This is a genomic window from Sphingomonas sp. Leaf208 (assembly GCF_001421415.1).
Classification (GTDB): domain Bacteria; phylum Pseudomonadota; class Alphaproteobacteria; order Sphingomonadales; family Sphingomonadaceae; genus Sphingomonas.
The window spans coordinates 214,797-233,736 of record NZ_LMKH01000012.1 but is presented as its reverse complement, the minus strand read 5'-3'; the positions used below and the strand labels follow the sequence as shown (position 1 = coordinate 233,736).

Sequence of the window (18,940 nt, the reverse complement as noted above, 5' to 3'; positions counted from 1 at the left end):
GACGGTTCATCCCAACGCCCCTCTCCCTTCCGTCGCAAGTGCTCCTCCCTCCCTCTCCCCAGAGGGGCGAGGGACGCAGAACCTCAGGCGTCGATCGACGTCCCCAGCGATGCATGTACCAGGCCGCCGTCTACGGTGATCGTCTCCCCGATCACATAATCCCCCGCGCGGCTTGCGAGGTAGATCGCCGCGCCCGCCATGTCCTCGTCCACCCCGACTCGCTTGGCCGGGATTCCCTGCGCCACCGCATCGCCGTGATCCCGCGCGGCCTTGTTCATGTCGCTCGCAAACGCCCCCGGCGCGATCGACGTGACGTTGATCGAATCCGTCACGAGCCGCGCCGCCATCCGCTTCGTCAGGTAGATCAGCGCCGACTTCGACGCGTGATAGCTGTACGTCTCCCACGGGTTCAGCCGCTGGCCGTCGATCGACGTGATGTTGATCACCTTCGCAGGCTTCTCGCGTGACCCCGAAGCCTTCAACGCGGCATGCAGCGCCTGCGTGAGAAAGAACGGCGACTTGACGTTCAGGTCCATGACCTTGTCCCAGCCGACCTCGGAAAACTCCTCGAACGGTACGCCCCACGCCGCCCCCGCATTGTTGACGAGGATATCGAGCTTCGACTCATGCTCGGCAAACTGCGCGGCGAGCGCCTTGCACCCCGCCACCGTCGAAACGTCCTGCGGCAACGCGATGCAGTTCGGCCCGAGTTCCGCGGCCGCGGCCTCGCACACATCGGCTTTGCGCGACGAGATATACACCTTGGCCCCCTGCGCGATGAAGCCGGCGGCGATCATCTTGCCGATCCCGCGGCTGCCGCCGGTGATCAGCGCGACGCGGCCGTCGAGCCGGAACAGGTTGGTCGTATCCATCACGCATCCTCCGAATGTTTGCGCGCTTGGTATCGCCGAGCGTCGCCCTCCGCAAACCCGTTTTTCGAACCAGCCGTCATTGACGAGTGCAAAGCCCGTACTATGCTCGCCAAAAACTAGGAGAGAGCGTGTGAGGTTTTCAGGCAAGCGGGCCGTCGTGACCGGCGGCGCGTCGGGTATCGGCCGAGCGACCGCGCTGCGACTCGCCGACGAAGGCGCCACCGTGCTGATCGGCGACATCGACGAGGCCGGCGGCCACGCGATCGCCGACGCATCCGGCGGGCGGATCCTGTTCCAGCGCACCGACGTGCTCCAGGCCGGTGATATCGAGGCGCTGATGCAGACCGCCGACGATGCGGGCGGGCTAGACATCCTGTTCAACAACGCCGGCGCGGGCGGCTCGCGCGATCCGATCGGCGAGATTTCGCTGGAGGACTGGGACCGGACGCAGGCGCTGCTGCTGCGCTCGGTCGCTCTCGGCATCCGCTATGCCGCACCGCTGATGGCGAAACGCGGCGGCGGCGCGATCGTCAACACCTCGTCGGTCTCCGCGCTAGGCACCGGCTATGCACCGACCGCCTATTCGACCGCCAAGGCCGGCGTGCTCCACCTCACCAAGCAGGCCGCAGCCGACCTCGCACAGTACAAGATCCGCGTGAATGCGGTCGTCCCCGGCTTCATCGTCACCAATATCTTCACGCGCACGCTCGAACTCGACGCCGCCAAGACTTCGCAGGCTGACGCGATGATCGCGCATATCGCCGCCGACGCACAGCCGATCCGCCGCCCCGGCACCAGCGAGGACATCGCCGCCGCGGTCGCCTTCCTCGCGAGCGACGACGCCAGCTTCATCACCGGCACGCATATCCTCGTGGACGGCGGCATGACGATCGGCACGCGGCCAAGCTGGGACCCCGCGCAACCCTCGCTGTTCGCGCTGCTCGACAAACTGAAGTGACGGCACCCGCCCGCCGCCTCTCCAACGGAACGATGGCGAGCTACGGCTTCGGCGCGGTCGCGTACGGGGTGAAGGACGCCGGGTTCGGCACTTTCCTGCTGCTGTTCTACAACCAGGTCGTCGGGTTGCCGTCCGCGACCGTAGGCCTCGTTATCATGATGGCGCTGCTGATCGACGCGTTCGTCGATCCGGCGGTGGGCTTCTTCTCGGATCGCACGCGGACGAAATGGGGCCGGCGGCATCCGTGGATGTACGCGTCTGCGCTGCCGATCATGATCGGCTGGCTGCTGCTGTGGAACCCGCCCGCGGTGATGTCGGAGCCGCAGACGCTCGTCTGGCTGTTTGTCATGGCGGTGATCGTGCGCAGCGCGGTGAGTTGCTACGAGGTGCCGTCGGTCGCGCTGACGCCCGAGCTCACGTCGGGGTATGACGAGCGGACGCGGATCATGGCGTATCGGTACCTGTTCGGCTGGGTCGGCGGGCTGCTGATGCTATTGTCGGCGTACCAGTATTTCCTCGCGCCCACCGCGGCGTTCCCGAACGGCCTGCTCAACCGCGCCGGATACGGCGGCTTTGCGCTGGCGGGGGCGATCTTCATCGGCGTCGCGATCCTCGTCTCCGCGCTCGGGACGCATCACGAGATCAGGCATCTGCCGAACCCGCCGATCGCCAAGCAGACCCTGCGCGAGTCCTTCGCCGAACTGCGCCAGACGGTGAAGAACCGCGCGTTCGCGATCCTGATGGCGGCGGGCGTCTGCGCCTACACGATCCAGGGCATCAGCTATGCGATGTCGAATTACCTCTTCACCTATGTTTGGGGCTTCAAGGGTCCGGTGTTCGTCTATTTGACGATCGCATTGTTCTCGGGCGTGTTCCTCGCGTTCCTCGCTGCGCCCCGGCTTGGTAGGACGGGGAGCAAGCCCAAGGCGGCGATGGGCGCAGTGCTGCTGGGTGCGGCGCTCAACACGTCGCCCTATTGGCTGCGGATGCTCGGCGTGTTTCCCGAGGTCGGCGATCCGTCGCTGCTGCCGATGCTGTTCGGGTTCTTCATCCTCGGCACCGCGTCGAACGTCACCGGGTTTATCCTCGGCGCGTCGATGATGGCGGACGTGGTCGAGGATTCGGAGGCGAAGACGGGGCGGCGGTCGGAAGGCGTGTTCTTCGCGGGCTCGTTCTTCGTCCAGAAATGCACGAGCGGGATCGGGATATTCTTTGCAGGGATGATCCTCGCGGTGGCGGGGTTCCCGGCGAAGGCTACGCCGGGGACGGTGCCGGTGGAGACGATCGATCGGCTGACGCTGATTTACGCGGGCCTCTACATCGCGCTCGCCTGCGTCTCGGCGTTCTTCTTCTCGCGGTTTCCGTTCGGGCGGGTGGAGCACGAGGCAAGGCTGGCGAGACTCGCAACGACACCCATTGTCGACCGCTAAATCTGCCCCCCTCCCTGAAAGGGAGGGGCCGGGGGTGGGTCGGTCGCTTGTCGAGCGCTCCGTCAGCCAACAGGCCGACCCACCCCCAACCCCTCCCTTCCAGGGAGGGGGGCAGGACGGTGACAGTCACCCTTCCAGCGCCAAGCACACCACGGTAGGATCACCGCTTGGCCTTCCCCCTTGGAACGGCGACATCGGAGTTCCCATGCGCATCCCCGCCTTAGCCACCGCCCTCGGCCTCGTCCTCGCATCCCCCGCCGTCGCCCAGACGATCGCCCCCATCCTCACCACCCCTGACGCGCACGACCCGCACAGCTACGCCCGCCCCGCCGAGGCGCGCGTCACGCATGTCGCGCTCGATCTTGCCGCCGACTTCGACACGCACGTCATCCGCGGCATCGCCACGCTCGATATCCTCGCGGCCCCCGGCGCCAAGCTCGTGCTCGACGACAACGGCCTGAAGATCGTCAACATCACCGACTCTGCCGGCAAGCCGCTCCCCTACTCGGTCGGCGCGGTCGACAAGATCCATGGCGCGCCGCTGACCGTCACGCTCAACGGCGCGAAGAAAATCCGTATCGCCTACGCGTCGTCGCCCGACGCGAAGGCGCTGCAGTGGCTGACCCCAGCGCAGACCGCGGGCAAGACGCAGCCCTTCCTGTTCAGCCAGGGCGAGGCGATCCTCAACCGCAGCTGGATTCCGACACAGGATTCCCCCGGCATCCGCCAGACCTGGGAAGCGAAGATCGCGGTTCCCAAGCAACTCACCGCGGTGATGAGCGGGCTCTCGGCAGGCAAGCCGACCTGCGCCGCGGATCGCTGCACATTCCAGTACAAGATGGACAAGCCCGTCGCGCCCTACCTGATTGCGCTCGCGGTCGGCGACATCGCGTTCAAGTCGACCGGCCCGCGCACCGGGATCTGGGCCGAACCCGCGACGCTTCCCAAGGCCGCGTACGAGTTCGGGGAGCTCGAGAAATTCGTCGCCGCCGCCGAGGGGCTATACGGCCCGTATCGCTGGGGCCGCTACGACGTGCTGGTCCTGCCGCCGTCGTTCCCGTTCGGCGGCATGGAGAACCCGACGCTCACCTTCGCGACGCCGACCGCAATCGCCGGCGACCGCAGCCTCGTCTCGCTGATCGCGCACGAACTCGCGCACAGCTGGTCGGGCAATCTCGTGACGAATGCGACCTGGGACGATTTCTGGCTCAACGAAGGCTTCACCAGCTATTTCGAGAACCGGATCATGGAAGCGCTCTACGGCAAGCGCCGCGCCGACATGGAGGCCGACCTCGCCTGGACCGACATGCTTGCCGCGGTGAAGGACGCCGGCGGCCCCGCCGCGAAGGACACGCAACTCCACCTCGATCTCGACGCCGCGCGCGATCCCGACGACGGCATGACGCAGATCGCCTATGACAAGGGCGCGGCGTTCCTCCGCACCATCGAGAAACAGGTCGGCCGCGCGCGGTGGGACGCGTATCTCCGCAGCTATTTCGACCGCCACGCCTTCCAGCCGCAGACCAGCGCCGGCTTCCTCGCCGACCTCAAGACGAAGCTGCTCACGCCCGCCGAAGCCAGGACGATCGGCGTCGACGCATGGGTTTACAGCCCCGGCATCCCCGCGAACGCGGTGCATGTGACGTCCGCCGCGTTCCCCGCGGTCGACGCGGCGGCCAAGGCGTATGCGGCTGGCGGTCCCGTCTCGGGCGTGCCCGGCAAGGCTACGACGCAGGAGATCACGCGGTTCATCACGCAGCTCCCGCGGAAACTCCCCGCCGAGCGGTTGAAGACGCTCGATACCGCGTTCGGCTGGAACACGACGGGCAATGCCGAGATCCGCTTCGCCTGGCTGCAACTCGCGCTCGCCAATCACTATGCGCCCGCCGACGCCTCGGCCGAGCAATTCCTGACCTCGCAGGGCCGGCGGAAGTTCGTCGCGCCGCTGTTCCAGCAGATGATGGACTCGGGTGACTGGGGCCACAAGCTGGCGATGGAGATCTACGGCAAGGCGCGGCCGGGCTATCATGCGGTCACGCAGGTCACCGTGGACCGCATAACCGGTTGGAAACTCATGAACTGAGCCGCCCTGAGCGCCCATTCGGGGCGTTGGTCGGCGCGGTAACACGCTTCGTCGGATATGGTTCCCGCACGGGTTCCAATTAAATCGAACCTCCCGTAGCCAGAATGCGACAAACGGGTTTTGGCCGGGGGGTCTCGATGAATTTCAAGGCGTTAGCAGCGCGTTTTGCGCTGGTGGTATCGTGCGGCCTGATGACGGCCACCCCTGCTGCGGCTCAGTTCTGGCAGTGCGTGACGTTCGCTCGCTCAGTGTCGGGCATCGAAATCCGCGGCAACGCCAACACCTGGTGGAGCCAGGCCGAGGGTCGCTACGAGCGTGGCCACACCCCGAAGGCCGGCTCGGTCCTCGCCTTCTCGCCGACCTCGCGGATGCGCGTCGGCCATGTCGCGATGGTCTCGAAGGTCGTCAGCGACCGCGAAGTCCTCCTTACGCATGCCAACTGGTCGCGCCCCGGTGCGATCGAGACCAACGTCCGCGCGATCGACGTATCGGCCGCCGGCGACTGGAGCATGGTCAAGGTCTGGTACGGCCCGCAGGGCGACCTCGGCACCTCGGCCTATCCGACCAAGGGCTTCATCTATTCGGGCCACGCGCCTGCCGGCGATACGCTCGATGCTCCGGTGCAGCCGTCGTTCCAGATGGCGAGTGCTACTCACACCGTGTCTGCAACGCAGCGCGCCAATGCTGCGCAGCTTGCGACGATCCAGCACGGCCCGACCGATCCGCGTGGGATCTTCACGCTGGTGAACGAGGCGAACTGAGGTTTGTCTCGGCGTGGTGGTGGCTGCGTCAGTCCGCGCTCTATATCCGAAGTTTCGCTACTGATCGCTCCCCGACGGTCCAATTAGGCAACCACCCCGGCGAAGGCCGGGGCCCAGTTGGAAAGGTCGGAGTAACAGCCTGCAACCGTCGTTAGCTACGTCCCCCAACTGGACCCCGGCCTTCGCCGGGGAGGTGCACTTTCGCCGAGGAGGTGCCATAAGGCGAACACTGCTCTGCTAGCTTCTTGTTCTCCCGCGAAGGCGGGAGCCCAGTCTGGACCCCCGCCTTCGCGGGGGGAACATGCTACCTGCTCAGTTCCAATACGCGCCGCACACATTCAAAGGAACGCCCTCAAGCGGCCTTAAACGTCAGCGCATCGCCGTTCATGCAATAGCGCTTCCCCGTAGGCTTAGGCCCATCGTCGAACACATGCCCCAGATGACCGCCGCACCGCCGGCAATGCACCTCGGTTCGGCCCATCCCCATCGTCGAGTCCACCCGCGTCCGCACCGCGTTCGGCAGTGGCTGCCAGAAGCTCGGCCAGCCCGTGCCGCTCTCGAACTTGGTCTTCGACGAGAAGTTCGGCAGCGCGCATCCGCCGCACGAGAAGATCCCCGCGCGATGTTCGCCGTTGAGCGGGCTGGAATAAGGCCGCTCGGTGGCCTCCTTGCGCAGCGTATCATAGGCGTCGGGGGACAGTTTCTTGCGCCACTGTGCGTCGGTCAGCGTCACCTCGAACCGCTCGGCCGCCTGCGCGGGTTGCGACGAGCAGCCCCAGAGCGCGAAGCCGGCGACGCCTGCTCCGGCAAGCGTGAGGAAAGCGCGGCGGTCCTGGGTCATGTTCGTCTCCATGGTTCGGATATAGGTACGACCGAACCACCCGATAAGGTTACGCCAAGCCTCAGTATTTACTGATTTCCACCGGCAGCGTGCGATAGCCGTGGACGAAGCACGCAGCGACCCGCGTCGGTTCGGCCAGCACGTTGATGCGCATGCGGCGGGTCGCCATTTCCTCCAGCAGGATCGCGATCTGCATTTCGGCGAGTCGTGCGCCGACGCAGCGGTGGATGCCGTGGCCGAACGCCAGATGCCGCCGCGCGTTGGGGCGGTCGACTACGATCGAGTCCGCATCGTCGCCGAACACGCTCTCGTCGCGGTTCGCCGAGATATACCAGAGCGCGAGTTTGTCGCCGGCCTTGATCTGCCGGCCCATCAATTCCGCGTCGGCGGTCGCAGTGCGGCGCATGTGCGCGAGGGGGGTCTGCCAGCGCAGGATCTCGCTGACCGCGTTGGGGATCAGCGTCGGGTCCGCCTCCAGCTTCGCGCGCGACTCCGGGAACTTGTCGAGGCCGTAGGCGAGCGCAGACATCGAATTGCGCGTCGTGTCATTGCCGCCGACGATCAGCAGGATGAGATTCCCGATGAACTCGTTGTGATCCATGTGGCTCATCGCGTCCGAATGGATCATCATCGAGATCAGGTCGGGCGTCGGCGCCTTGTCGATCTTCGCGTCCCAGAGGTTTTTGAAATACGATCCGCATTCGAACATGTACGCGAGCCGCTGGCCGCGGAGCTCCTCGTTCTTGACGATCTCGATATCGCCCGCCCAGTCCGACCACAACGTCAGTTTCCGCCGGTCCGCCCAAGGGAAGTCGAACAGGATCGCGAGCATCTGCGTGGTGAGTTCGATCGCGACGGTATCGACCCAGTCGAACGGCGTGTTCCACGGCAGGCTGTCGAGCATGTCCGCAGTCCGCCGCCGGATATCGCCCGACATCCGGGTCATCTCGCTGGGGGTGAAGGCGGGCGCGACGGTGCGGCGCTGGCCGGTATGCACGGGGCGATCGCGCGCGATGAACATCGGCATGCGGACGTCGCGCTCGGCGACGAAATCGGCGATCGTGATCCCGCCCGCTTCGGAGGAGTATAGGTCGGGGAGCGATTCGACCTCGACGATGCCCTTGTAGGTGGAGACCGACCAGTAGGGGCCGTAGTCGGAGTGCTCGACATAGTGGACGGGGGACTCGGCGCGGAGTTGCGCGAACGGTGCCTGCCAGAGGTCGTCGCGGTAGAGTTCGGCGCGGCTCACGTCGAGCGGATCGACTATTTGTTGCGCCACGTCTCTTACCAGAGTCGCCATCGTTTCTCTCCCCTGTTTTGCCGCAGGAGAGGCTTTGCTGACACTTATGTCAATAGAGTAGGGATCGTAACCGAATGATCCTCCCCCGCCAGGGGGAGGTGGTGCCGAAGGCGACGGAGGGGGAGGACACGAAGCAGAGGTTATCCCTTTCCTCCCCCTCCGTCTGGCAAGAGCCAGCCACCTCCCCCTGGCGGGGGAGGATCGTAAACGCCTACGCTGCCGCCTTCGCCTTCCGCCGCCAGAACGGCCGGGCGCTGCCCGATTGCAGCACCCCACGGCGGAACAGACGCGCCCCCACCGTTATAAAGATCGTCACCCACAGCGCCTGCCACGCTAGCGCCGCGACGTGAGGCCACAGCTCCGGTGAGTTCGCCGCGCGGCCGGCCATTGCGAATGGCGAGGATAGCGGGAACAGTTCGGCGGCGGTGGCGAGCCAGCTGCCGGGGTGGGAAACCGCGGCCGACGACAGCCCGAACATCGCCACCTGCAGGATCGTGATCGGCAGCGACAGCATCTGTATTTCGCGCATCGTCGTCGCCTGCGCTCCCACGCCGAGGAACACCGACCCGAGCAGCAGATACGCCATGCTGAAATACGCGGCGAACAGCAGCGCGAACATCGGCGCGCCGACCGCGGGCGTCAGGTCGCCTAGCGCCACCGCGGCGGCGGCAGGCATCAGCGACGTGATCTGCGTGACGACGGTGCCCCAGAACGCGACGAACAGCACCGCGACGCCGAACATCCCGATCAGCTTGCCGAAGAACACGGACTCCAAGGGCACCGCGGCGGCGAGCACCTCTATCACCTTGTTGTTACGCTCCTCGGCCATCGTGCCCACGACCTGGCCCGACAGGAACAGCGTAAGGAAGAAAATCCCGAACACCGCGAAGAAGGCGGATTGGTGCTGGCCGCCGACCGAGGTGGTCGAACGCGTGATCTGCGTCTTGGTCGCGGCGATCGTCGGCAGCGTACCGCCAAGCTTCTCCGCCGCCAGCGTCGTCTGCGCGAGCAGCCCGAGGTAATCGGCCGAGCGTTTGCCGCGCGGTCCGTACAGGATTCGCGGCGCGTCGAGCGGGCCGTACAGCACTGCGGAGGCGTCGACGTCCTTGGTCTCGAACGCCGCGCGCGCCTGCGCCGCGGGATCCGCGTTCGGCGCGACGATCGACAGTTCGGGGGGCGCTTCGTCGCTGCGGAACATGCCGCGCAGGCGCTCGTCAGCCTCGTCGATCGGTCGCGCGGTGGAGGCAGGGACGATCGCGATGATCCGCGTCTTGTCCTGCGCGCCGCCACTGACGCTCGCCGCGCCCAACCCACCGATCGCGCCGAACGACCCCATGATCAGGGGCGCGAACAGGAACAGCAGGAAGATCGGGGTGAACACCGTCGCGATGAAGTCGCGGCGCGCGATCGTGAACGTCTGGCGAAGCGTCCGACGGAACCGGCTCATGCCGCGTCCTCCTTCGCGACGTCGGCATGCTGCCCAACGATCCTGACGAACGCTTCGTGCAGGCCGGGCCGCTCGATCGACAACCCCGAAATCCCGTATCCCGCGTCGATCAGTCTCACGAGCAAGCTCTCGATTCCCTCGTTCGGCAGCTCGAACCGCCAGCTATCCCCGTCCGCCACCGCATCCACCGGCAGCACGCCGCGTATCGCCGGATCGGGGCGGTGCGGCGTGTAGTGGACGCGTTGCGGCAATATGCCGCGAGCGTCCGCGACCGTGCCCTCGAAGCGTCTTTTGCCCCCGGCGATGATCGCGAGCCGGTCACACAGCCGCTCGGCATGGCTCATGATATGCGTCGAGAACAGGATCGTCGCGCCGCGGTCGCGCTCGTTGAGGATCAGCTTCTCGAGCCGCTCCTGGTTGACCGGATCGAGCCCCGAAAACGGCTCGTCGAGCACCAGCAGGTCGGGCTGGTGCACCACCGAGCCGAGCAGCTGCACCAGCTGCGCCATGCCCTTCGACAGCTTGCGGATCTTCTCGTCGACCGCATGGCCGAGTCCGGCGGCTTCCATCAGCACCACCGCACGCTCGCGGCCGGTCTTCCAGTCGAGCCCCCGGAGTGCGCCAAGAAACGCGATCGCCTCGCGTGCCTTCATCGCCGGATACAGCCCGCGCTCCTCGGGAAGATAGCCGACCCGGTCGCTCGCATCGCGCGGATTGTCGTAGCCGAGCAATGTGCGCGATCCCTCGTCGGGCTCGATGATCCCGAGCAGCATGCGCAGCGTGGTCGTCTTGCCCGCGCCGTTGGGCCCGAGCACGCCGTACACCGAGCCGCGCGGCACCATCATGTCCACCCCGTCGACCACGCGCCGATCGCCGAACCGCTTCACGATCCCGTTCGCGGTGACCGCCCATTCATCGTTCACGCGCAATCTTCCTACCGAGGGTGGCGTCGTGGTAGCGGGCGGACGTGGCGCAAGACAAGCTGGAACACAGGCTGAAGGCCAAAGCGGCGGAACTCGGCTTCGTCGCGTGCGGGATCGCGCATGCCGGCGCGGCGCCGCGTGCGGGCGAACGGCTCCACCAATGGCTGGCGGATGGGCGCCACGGCGACATGATCTGGATGGAGGAGCGCAAGCACCACCGCGAGAGTCCCGCGGGTTTGTGGCCGGAGGTTCGCAGCGTCATCGCGCTCGGCATGAGCTATGTGCCGAAGGACGATCCGCTACGGCTGGCGGACGAGGGCGGGATAGGGCGCATCTCGGTCTATGCGCAGGGCTCGGATTATCACGACGTCGTGAAGCGACAGTTGAAGGCGCTCGGCCGCTGGCTGGCAGCGGAAGCGGGGCGCGACCTGCCGCCGTTCGATCTGAAAGTGTTCGTCGACACCGCGCCGGTCATGGAAAAGCCGCTCGCCGAAGCCGCCGGGCTCGGCTGGCAAGGCAAGCACACCAATCTGGTCAGTCGCGAGCATGGCAGCTGGCTGTTCCTCGGCGCGATCTACACGACGTTGGACCTTGAACCGGACAAGGGCGGCGTCGACACCTGCGGCAGTTGCGACGCGTGCCAGACCGCGTGTCCGACCGCGGCGTTCCCGCGGCCGTACCAGCTCGATGCCCGCCGCTGCATCTCCTACCTCACGATCGAGCATGCCGGCCCGATCCCGCACGAATTCCGCGCCGCGATCGGCAACCGCATCTACGGCTGCGACGATTGCCTGGCGGTGTGCCCCTGGAACAAGTTCGCCGCCGCGGCCAACGTGAACTTGGCGTTTCATCCTCGTGCGGAGTTGGTCGCGCCCGAACTCGCCGACATCCTGGCGCTGGACGATGCGAGCTTCCGCACGGTGTTCGCAGGCTCGCCGATCAAGCGCATCGGCCGCGCCAAGATGATCCGCAATGCCTTGATGGCGGCGGGGAACAGTAGCGATCCTGGCCTCGTCGAGGCCGTCGTCGGGCTGTTGAGCGACGACTCGCCGGTCGTCCGGGGCGGGGCGATATGGGCATTGCGGCGACTGGATAGCGCGCGCTGGGGCAGCGAGCGCGGACGTCGGCTGGCGGACGAGGGCGATCAGGGCGTGCTTGGTGAGTGGGGGGCGGCCGCGGTGGATCGTGTCGTGCCTCTGGTCGATCTACCCGTGGGCGAGTAACCAAACGGGTTAATTACCTTGACATCGTCACGCTCATCTGGCACATAACGGGAACATCGAAAACTAGCGAGTCGGGCCGGGCGGTCTGGCTCTGGAGGCCGGGACGATCGGGGCGGGAGCCTTTGTCGTCGCCGGCTTTCTGCGTTTGGCGGTGCGGTGCAGGCAAGCGGGGGCGCGGCATGGGGATCAAGAGCAAGGCGACCGGGAACGCGAAGGTCGGCGGGATGGTCATCACGGGTGGGAAGAACCGGGTTCTTGTGGCCCGGAAACCCCGGGCGAAGGAATGGACACTTGAGCGGCAAGCCACGTTTCTCGAGGAATTGGCGATGACCGGCAACGTGACCACGTCTGTCGTCGTGGTGGGGATGTCGCTCGGCGGAGCCTATCACCGCCGCTCGCACGATCCTGCGTTTGCCGCAGCATGGCAGGCGGCGTTGTCGCGCGGGTATGACCGGTTGGAGGAACTGTTGTTGGCGACGTCGCTCGCCTCGCTGGATCGCGATGATGGGCGTCTTGGCGGGCAGGGCGACGACGACCAGAGCGATGGGGGTGTGGAGGCGCCCCGCAACGAGACGGTGGCGGTCGGCGACGCTGGTGCCGTGGGGGACGCTGGTGCCGTCGAAGACGTGGGTGCCGTCGAAGACGCTGGTGCCGTCGAAGACGTGGGCGGTGAAAAGATCCGGGGCGGGGCTGCGGTGCCCGGTGCGGGGCTGATCAAGCTGTCGAGCGTGACGGCGATCCAGTTCGCGCTGGCGATGCTGAACCAGCATCGCGCGCGCGAGGCACGGGGGCGCCAGTCCAGCCAGACCTGTCGGGCGACATCGGTGGAGACCGATGCCGCATTGCTGAAGCTGCTGGACTCGCTGGCGCGGCGCCAGGCGCTCGCCTCTTGACGCGCTCGGGAAGCGGCGAAGGCGATCCGGGGGCGGTCGACCCGGCGCCGGTGGCCACGGTCGAACGCGACCTGGTGGCGGAGCTGGCCGACCTGCCGGTGGTGCACCGTGCCGGGATCATGCGGAAGCTGTCGGTCGGTCAACGCAACGAGTTGCGCGATCGGTGGCGGCACTGGGCGCATGACGGGCAATATCCGCCCGAAGGCGACTGGCGGATCTGGCTGATCCGGGCGGGGCGCGGATTTGGCAAGACGCGGGCGGGCGCGGAGTGGGTGAGCCAGATCGCGCGCGACGATCCGACCGCGCGAATCGCGTTGGTCGGCGCGACGATCGACGATGTGCGGCGCGTGATGGTGCAGGGCGAGAGCGGACTGATCGCGGTGGCGCACGACAACGAGGCGCTGACGTGGCGCAGTGCGGTCGGCGAAGTGCATTTCGGCAATGGTGCGAAGGCCTATGCGTATTCGGCGGAGGCGCCGGAAGCGTTGCGTGGGCCGGAGCATGGCTGGGCGTGGTGCGACGAACTGGCGAAATGGCGCTACGGCGATCCGACCTGGGACAATCTGATGATGGGCTTGCGGCTGGGTACGGTGCCGCGCGTCCTGGTGACGACGACGCCCCGGCCGGTCGCGCTGATGCGGCGGGTGATGGCGTTGCCGGGACTGGTCGAAACGCGCGGGCGGACGCGCGACAATCCGCATCTGCCGGTGAGCTTCGTGGAGGCGATGACCGCCACGTATGCGGGGACGCGGTTGGGGCGGCAGGAGCTGGATGGCGAGCTGATCGAGGATATTGCCGGCGCTTTGTGGACGCGGGCGCTGGTGGAGTCCCGGCGGGTGGCTTTTGCACCGGAGCTGACGCGCGTCGTGGTGGGGGTGGATCCGCCGGCGGGGAGTGTCTCCGGGGGGCCTGGGGATGCTTGCGGGATCGTGGTGGTGGCGCTCGGGGTCGATGGGTTTTGCTATGTTTTGGAGGACGCCAGTGTTTCGGGTGCTTCTCCCGAGGGGTGGGCTCGAGCTGTGGCCGAATGTGCCGAACGGCACGGGGCGGATCGGGTGATCGCCGAGGCCAACCAGGGGGGGAAGATGGTGGGGAGCGTCCTTGCCGGGGCGGATCGGGCTATGCCGGTAAAGTTGGTGCATGCGTCGCTGGGGAAGGTGGCGCGGGCTGAGCCGGTGGCGGCTTTGTATGAGTGTGGGCGGGCTTGGCATGTGGGGGCGTTTCCGGACCTGGAGGATGAGCTTTGCGGGCTGATCGCGGGCGGGGGGTATGAGGGGCCGGGGCGGTCGCCGGATCGGGCCGATGCGCTGGTTTGGGCGATGACCGAGGTGATGCTGGGGCCGCGGGCTCGGGTCTCGGTGCGGGTTTTGTAGGGGTGGCCCTCTCCCCGACGGGGAGAGGGAGGGAGGAGCTCTTGCGACGGGAGGGTGAGGGGCTTTGGGGCGGGTGTCCCGAGCCTCACTCCCCTCTCCCTCCCACGCGCAAGGGCGCGCGGGCCCCTCCCTCCCCCCGTAGGGGCGAGGGAATTTCAGGAGAACATCATGAAATTGTTCGGGTGGAAATCCGGGCGCGATGAGTCGCGGCCGGTGTTGTCTCGGTCTGCGGCGGCCGGATTTGGGGGCGCGATCGGGGGTTCGGCGTTTGGCGAGTGGCCGCGGAGTTATGAGGCGCAGGTGCGCGAGGCGTATCTCGATAATCCGATTGCGCAGCGGGCGGTCAAGTTGGTGGTGGAGGGGCTGGGGAGTGCGCCGATCGTCGCGTCGGATCCGGCGTTGCTGGCGCTGGCGACGGTGCGGTCGGGTGGGCAGACGCTGATCGAGACGGTGGCAGCGCATCTGATGCTGCACGGCAATGCGTATGTGCAGGTTTTGCGCGACGTAGATGGGGGCGCGGCCGAGCTTTATGCGCTGCGACCCGAGCGGGTGACGGTCGAGCCGGATGCCAGTGGGTGGCCGGCTGCTTATCGGTACCGGGTTGGGGAGCGGGTGGCGCGGCTGCATGCCGATCCGGTGCGGCCCGAAGTGATCCACCTGAAGAGCTTCAATCCGGTGGATGATCATTATGGGTTGGGGTGCCTGGGGGCGGCTTCTGGGGCCGTGGCGATCCACAATGCGGCGGCGCGGTGGAACAAGGCTTTGCTGGATAACGCGGCGCGGCCTTCGGGGGCGTTGATGTACGATCCGAAGGACGGCGCGACGCTGTCGACCGAGCAGTTCGAGCGGTTGCGGGGCGAGCTGGAGGCGTCGTTCTCGGGGGCGGGGAATGCGGGGCGGCCGATGCTGCTGGAGGGGGGGCTGAGGTGGCAGGCGTTGAGCCTGTCGCCGGCGGACATGGATTTCGTGGGGACGAAGGCGGCGGCGGCGCGGGAGATCGCGTTGGCGTTCGGGGTGCCGCCGATGCTGCTCGGGCTGACGGGGGACAATAGCTACGCGAATTACCGCGAGGCCAATCGGGCGCTGTGGCGGCTGGCGATCTTGCCGCTGGCGACCGCGGTGCTGGGTGGGATCGCGCAGGGGCTGGCCGGGTGGTTCGAGGGGGCGTCGATCTCGGTCGATCTCGACCGGGTGCCGGCGCTGGCGGAGGATCGCGAGCGGCTTTGGGGGATGGTGAGCGGGGCTGGCTTTCTCAGCGATGCGGAGAAGCGGGCGTTGCTCGAGATTCAGGAGGTGGTCTGATGGATGGGGCGGTTTTGGCGCAGTTGATGCGGCAGGGGGCTGAGCGGGGCGTCGACCTGGTGACGTTGCGGGCGATCGTGGAGGAGGCGGGGGAATTGGGGGCGGCTCGGGCCTTGGCGCGGGTGGCGTTGAGTGACGAGCGGGCTCGGGAGGATGTGGCGGAGTTGCGCGAGCTGCTGGCGGCCTGGCGCGATGCGAAGCGGTCGGTTTGGAAGGCTGTGGTGGGGTGGATCGCGCGGCTGGCGATGGCGCTGATGCTGGCGGGGCTGGCGGTTAAGCTGGGGTTTGCCGCGTGGTTGAAGTGAGCGGCGCGGGGACGGTGACGTTCGCGGGGTATGCGGCGGTGTTCGATGTTGTCGATCGGGCGGGGGATGTGATGCGGCGGGGGGCTTTTTCCGGGGCCGGGTTGGTGCCTTTGTTGTGGCAGCATCGGGGTGTGGCGGTTGGGTCCTTGTCCGTCGTTGCGGAGGATGCGCGGGGGTTGCGGGTCGAGGGGGTGGTAGCGGACCTGGAGCTGGCTGGGCTGGTGCGGTCTGGGGCGGTGGCTGGGTTGTCGGTTGGGTATCGGGCTTTGCGCGTGCGGCAGGGGGTGCGGCGGGAGTTGCTGGCGGTGGACCTGGTGGAGGTTAGTCTGGTGGCGGTGCCTATGCAGGCTTTGGCTCGGGTCGAGGTCATTCCTTAGCGGCTTGTCCCTCTCCCTGTCGGGGAGAGGGCGGGAGGAGCTTTTGCGACGGAAGGGTGAGGGGTTTTGGGGCGGGGGTTCCGTGCCTCACTCCCCTCTCCCTCCCACGCGCAAGGGCGCGCGGGCCCCTCCCTCTCCCCGGAGGGGCGAGGGGATTTTCGAGTTTCATTGGGCGTCCTGCGGGGCGCCTTTTTTCGTTTCATGCGAGGAGATGGACATGAGTGTTGTTGACCGGCCGGTATTGGCGGGGGCTTCCCCCTTGGCGCAGAATGCGGCGTTTGCGGGGTTCGTTCGGACCGGCGCTACGCTGGAGATGAAGGCTTTTACCGGGGTTACGGGGGATGCCGGCGGGTTTGCGGTGCCGCGGGAGATCGATGCTCAGATCGATACGTTGCTGAAGGCGGTGTCGCCGATCCGGTCGATCGCCAATGTCGTGAAGGTTGGCTCGGCTGGGTATCGGAAGCTGGTGACGACCGGGGGTACGCCATCCGGTTGGGCGGCGGAGAATGCGGCGCGACCGGAGACCGCTTCGCCGGTGTTCGTCGAGATCGCGCCGCCTACCGGCGAGCTGTATGCCAATCCTTCGGCTAGCCAGGCGATGCTCGACGATGCGGCGTTCGATGTCGAGGAGTGGCTGGCGGGCGAGATCGCGATGGAGTTTGCGAAGGCCGAGGGGGCGGCGTTCGTGTCGGGTTCCGGTGTGTCGCGGCCGAAGGGGTTTCTGACGTCGGCTACTGCGGCGACTGCGGATGGGGTTCGGGCTTTCGGGACCTTGCAGTATCTGGCGAGCGGGACCGCGGGGGACTTTTCGGCGAACCCGCAGGAGCGGTTGATCGATCTGGTCCAGTCTTTGCGCGGGCCTTATCGCCAGGGTGCGAGCTTCGTGATGAATGCAGCGACGCTGGCGCGAATCCGGAAGTTCAAGACGACGGATGGGGCGTTCGTTTGGGCGCCGAGCCTGGCGGCTGGGGTGCCGGCTACGCTGCTGGGGTATCCGGTGGTGGAGGCCGAGGACATGCCGGATATCGCCGCCAATGCGCTGGCGATCGCGTTCGGGAATTTCCGGGCGGGGTATATCATCGCCGAGCGGACGGAGACGGGGATCCTGCGCGATCCGTATTCGAACAAGCCTTTCGTGAACTTCTACGCGACCAAGCGGGTCGGTGGGTGCGTGACGAATTCCGAGGCTATCAAGTTGATGAAGTTCTCGGTGGCTTGAGCTGTCCCTCTCCCCGTCGGGGAGAGGGAAGGAGGAGCACTTGCGACGGGAGGGTGAGGGGGAGTTGGGGCGGGGGTTCCGAGCCTCACTCCCCTCTCCCTCCCACGCGCAAGGGCGCGCGGGCCCCTCCCTCTCCCCGGAGGGGCGAGGGAAATAGGAGAAATTCCATGGGTGGGTCGGCGATTTCTGCCGGGGTGATCGCTGAGGTGGTCGTCGCGGCTAGGGCTTTGTTGCGGGTGGAGACGGGGGAGGATTTGGTGCTCTCGCGGTTGGCGTCGACGGCTTTGCTGCTGGGGGAAGCGTTTCTCGGGGCGGCGGTGATCGTGCGGCCGTTCGAGGATGTGGTGACCAGTGCGGCGGGGTGGCGGCGGTTGTTGGTTGCGCCGGTTACCGTGATTTCCGGGCTGACCGGGTTGCCTGGCGAGGGGGCGCCGTTCGTGTTGGCGGTCGGGGCGTATGCGGTCGATATCGATGCGGATGGGGTCGGGTGGGTTCGGGTTCTCGCCGCGGGATCGGCTGGGCGGGTGGCTGTCGCGTATTCGGCTGGGCTGGCCGTGAGTTTCGAGGCGGTGCCGCCGCCGATCGCGCAGGGGGTGGCGATGCTGGTCGCGCATCTGTTCGATCACCGGGAGAGCGACGTCGCGCCGCCGGCGGCGGTGGCGGCTTTGTGGCGGCCTTATCGGCGGATGCGCCTTGGTTTGGCGGTGCATTCGTGAGTGGGCGGGTGGTCTTGCAGGCGGCGATCGTGGCTCGGCTGAATGCTGTGCTGGACGTGAGCGTGTTCGATGCGCCGCCGGTGCGCGGGGGGCTGCCGTATGCGGTGGTCGACGAGCCGGTGCTGTCGGACTGGAGCACGAAGACTTGGGTCGGGCGCGAGGGACGCGTTCTGGTGACGCTGTTCGATGGGGGGGAGCGGCCGGTTCGGGCGCGTTCCTTGCTGGCTGCGGCGGAGGAGGGGTTGGAGGCGCTGCCGCCCGATCTTGGTGAGGGGTGGCGGGTGGTTCGGCTGGCGCTGGTGCGGTCCCGGGTGCTGCGGGTCGGGGATCGGTGGCGGGGGACGTCGGAGTTTCTGGTGCGGATGTACCGCGAGAGCTGAGGGAGATCGACATGGCGGTGGAGAAGGGGAGTGCGTTCCTGCTGAAGGTGGGGAACGGGGCGGTGCCGGTGGTCTATGCGACGGTGGCGGGGCTGCGGACGACGCAGATGTCGGTGAATGGGGAGGCTATCGTTGTCACGACGAAGGACTCTGGCGGGTGGCGGCAGCTGCTGTCTGGGGCTGGGGTTCGGAGTGTTTCGGTTTCGGGGGCTGGGGTTTTTACCGGGTCTGTCGCCGAGTTGCGGGTGAAGGCTAGCGCGCTGACCGGCGTGCTCGATGACTATCGGCTGGCGTTCGAGGGGGGCGATACGATGACGGGGAAGTTCCTGGTGTCGCGGCTGGACTATGCCGGGGATTTCAATGGGGAGCGGTCTTATACGCTTAGCCTGGAGAGTTCCGGGGCTGTTGTTGTGGCTTAACTTTCCCTCTCCCTGTCGGGGAGAGGGAAGGAGGAGCTGCTTGGCGACGGGTGGGTGAGGGGCTTTGAGGCGGGAGTTCCGTGCCTCACTTCCCTCTCCCTCCCACGCGCAAGGGCGT

General features: G+C 67.0%; 19 protein-coding genes. 14 read left to right on the top strand and 5 right to left on the bottom strand.

The window, feature by feature from the left end; genetic code table 11:
• Positions 1-83: 83 nt before the first annotated feature.
• Entirely contained in the window at positions 84-872 is a 789-nt protein-coding gene (locus ASE69_RS07205; RefSeq protein WP_056484752.1) for an SDR family oxidoreductase, read from the bottom strand.
• 130 nt (positions 873-1,002) lie between these two features.
• Here ASE69_RS07205 and ASE69_RS07200 point away from each other — a divergent pair, with 130 nt between their 5' ends.
• The 4 genes from ASE69_RS07200 to ASE69_RS07185 all read left to right on the top strand — a co-directional run bounded on the left by ASE69_RS07200 (position 1,003) and on the right by ASE69_RS07185 (position 6,104).
• Positions 1,003-1,830, top strand: a complete 828-nt coding sequence (locus ASE69_RS07200) for an SDR family NAD(P)-dependent oxidoreductase (protein WP_056484750.1) — start codon at positions 1,003-1,005, stop codon at positions 1,828-1,830.
• Positions 1,827-3,260, top strand: coding sequence for an MFS transporter (locus ASE69_RS07195; RefSeq protein ID WP_321163571.1), 1,434 nt, complete (start codon positions 1,827-1,829; stop codon positions 3,258-3,260). Before ASE69_RS07200 ends, ASE69_RS07195 begins: the two co-directional genes overlap by 4 nt.
• Before the next feature lie 205 nt (positions 3,261-3,465).
• On the top strand, positions 3,466-5,343 hold the full coding sequence (locus ASE69_RS07190; RefSeq protein ID WP_056484748.1) for a M1 family metallopeptidase: 1,878 nt from the start codon (positions 3,466-3,468) through the stop codon (positions 5,341-5,343).
• Positions 5,344-5,480: 137 nt separating this feature from the next.
• Entirely contained in the window at positions 5,481-6,104 is a 624-nt protein-coding gene (locus tag ASE69_RS07185) for a CHAP domain-containing protein (RefSeq protein ID WP_082452963.1), read from the top strand.
• Positions 6,105-6,456: 352 nt separating this feature from the next.
• Here the strand turns inward: ASE69_RS07185 and msrB are convergent, their stop codons facing one another.
• The 4 genes from msrB to ASE69_RS07165 all read right to left on the bottom strand — a co-directional run bounded on the left by msrB (position 6,457) and on the right by ASE69_RS07165 (position 10,615).
• Positions 6,457-6,957 (bottom strand): peptide-methionine (R)-S-oxide reductase MsrB, encoded by a 501-nt coding sequence (gene msrB, locus ASE69_RS07180; protein ID WP_156362220.1) that lies wholly within the window; start codon positions 6,955-6,957, stop codon positions 6,457-6,459.
• 49 nt (positions 6,958-7,006) lie between these two features.
• Positions 7,007-8,245 carry a cytochrome P450 gene (locus tag ASE69_RS07175; protein WP_056484746.1) on the bottom strand — a complete coding sequence of 413 codons (1,239 nt, stop codon included), beginning with the start codon at positions 8,243-8,245 and terminating at the stop codon, positions 7,007-7,009.
• Between the two features lie 211 nt (positions 8,246-8,456).
• Positions 8,457-9,692, bottom strand: coding sequence for an ABC transporter permease (locus ASE69_RS07170; RefSeq protein ID WP_056484744.1), 1,236 nt, complete (start codon positions 9,690-9,692; stop codon positions 8,457-8,459).
• The gene (locus ASE69_RS07165; RefSeq protein WP_156362219.1) at positions 9,689-10,615 is read right to left on the bottom strand and encodes an ABC transporter ATP-binding protein; all 927 of its coding nucleotides are present in this window, start codon (positions 10,613-10,615) and stop codon (positions 9,689-9,691) included. The genes ASE69_RS07170 and ASE69_RS07165 overlap by 4 nt, the downstream gene beginning before the upstream one ends.
• Positions 10,616-10,659: 44 nt before the next feature.
• Between ASE69_RS07165 and queG the strand changes: the two genes are divergently transcribed.
• The 10 genes from queG to ASE69_RS07115 all read left to right on the top strand — a co-directional run bounded on the left by queG (position 10,660) and on the right by ASE69_RS07115 (position 18,822).
• A complete protein-coding gene (queG, locus tag ASE69_RS07160; RefSeq protein WP_056484740.1) occupies positions 10,660-11,838 on the top strand; it encodes a tRNA epoxyqueuosine(34) reductase QueG in 1,179 nt (392 codons plus the stop codon).
• A 179-nt stretch (positions 11,839-12,017) separates the two neighbouring features.
• Positions 12,018-12,731, top strand: a complete 714-nt coding sequence (locus tag ASE69_RS07155) for a hypothetical protein (RefSeq protein ID WP_056484739.1) — start codon at positions 12,018-12,020, stop codon at positions 12,729-12,731.
• A 119-nt stretch (positions 12,732-12,850) separates the two neighbouring features.
• Positions 12,851-14,104, top strand: coding sequence for a DNA-packaging protein (locus ASE69_RS07150; protein WP_082452996.1), 1,254 nt, complete (start codon positions 12,851-12,853; stop codon positions 14,102-14,104).
• Positions 14,105-14,272: 168 nt separating this feature from the next.
• Complete coding sequence (locus ASE69_RS07145) at positions 14,273-15,406, top strand: phage portal protein (protein WP_056484737.1); 1,134 nt, start codon at positions 14,273-14,275, stop codon at positions 15,404-15,406.
• The gene (locus ASE69_RS07140; RefSeq protein WP_183129183.1) at positions 15,406-15,711 is read left to right on the top strand and encodes a DUF6127 family protein; all 306 of its coding nucleotides are present in this window, start codon (positions 15,406-15,408) and stop codon (positions 15,709-15,711) included. Before ASE69_RS07145 ends, ASE69_RS07140 begins: the two co-directional genes overlap by 1 nt.
• Positions 15,699-16,088 (top strand): HK97 family phage prohead protease, encoded by a 390-nt coding sequence (locus tag ASE69_RS07135; protein WP_235518243.1) that lies wholly within the window; start codon positions 15,699-15,701, stop codon positions 16,086-16,088. Before ASE69_RS07140 ends, ASE69_RS07135 begins: the two co-directional genes overlap by 13 nt.
• A 217-nt stretch (positions 16,089-16,305) precedes the next feature.
• Positions 16,306-17,307 (top strand): phage major capsid protein, encoded by a 1,002-nt coding sequence (locus tag ASE69_RS07130; RefSeq protein WP_056485257.1) that lies wholly within the window; start codon positions 16,306-16,308, stop codon positions 17,305-17,307.
• A gap of 167 nt (positions 17,308-17,474) precedes the next feature.
• Positions 17,475-18,023, top strand: a complete 549-nt coding sequence (locus ASE69_RS07125) for a head-tail connector protein (RefSeq protein WP_056484735.1) — start codon at positions 17,475-17,477, stop codon at positions 18,021-18,023.
• Between the two features lie 29 nt (positions 18,024-18,052).
• Entirely contained in the window at positions 18,053-18,403 is a 351-nt protein-coding gene (locus ASE69_RS07120) for a DUF3168 domain-containing protein (RefSeq protein WP_162236859.1), read from the top strand.
• Between the two features lie 11 nt (positions 18,404-18,414).
• Positions 18,415-18,822, top strand: coding sequence for a phage tail tube protein (locus ASE69_RS07115; RefSeq protein ID WP_056484731.1), 408 nt, complete (start codon positions 18,415-18,417; stop codon positions 18,820-18,822).
• Positions 18,823-18,940: the final 118 nt, after the last annotated feature.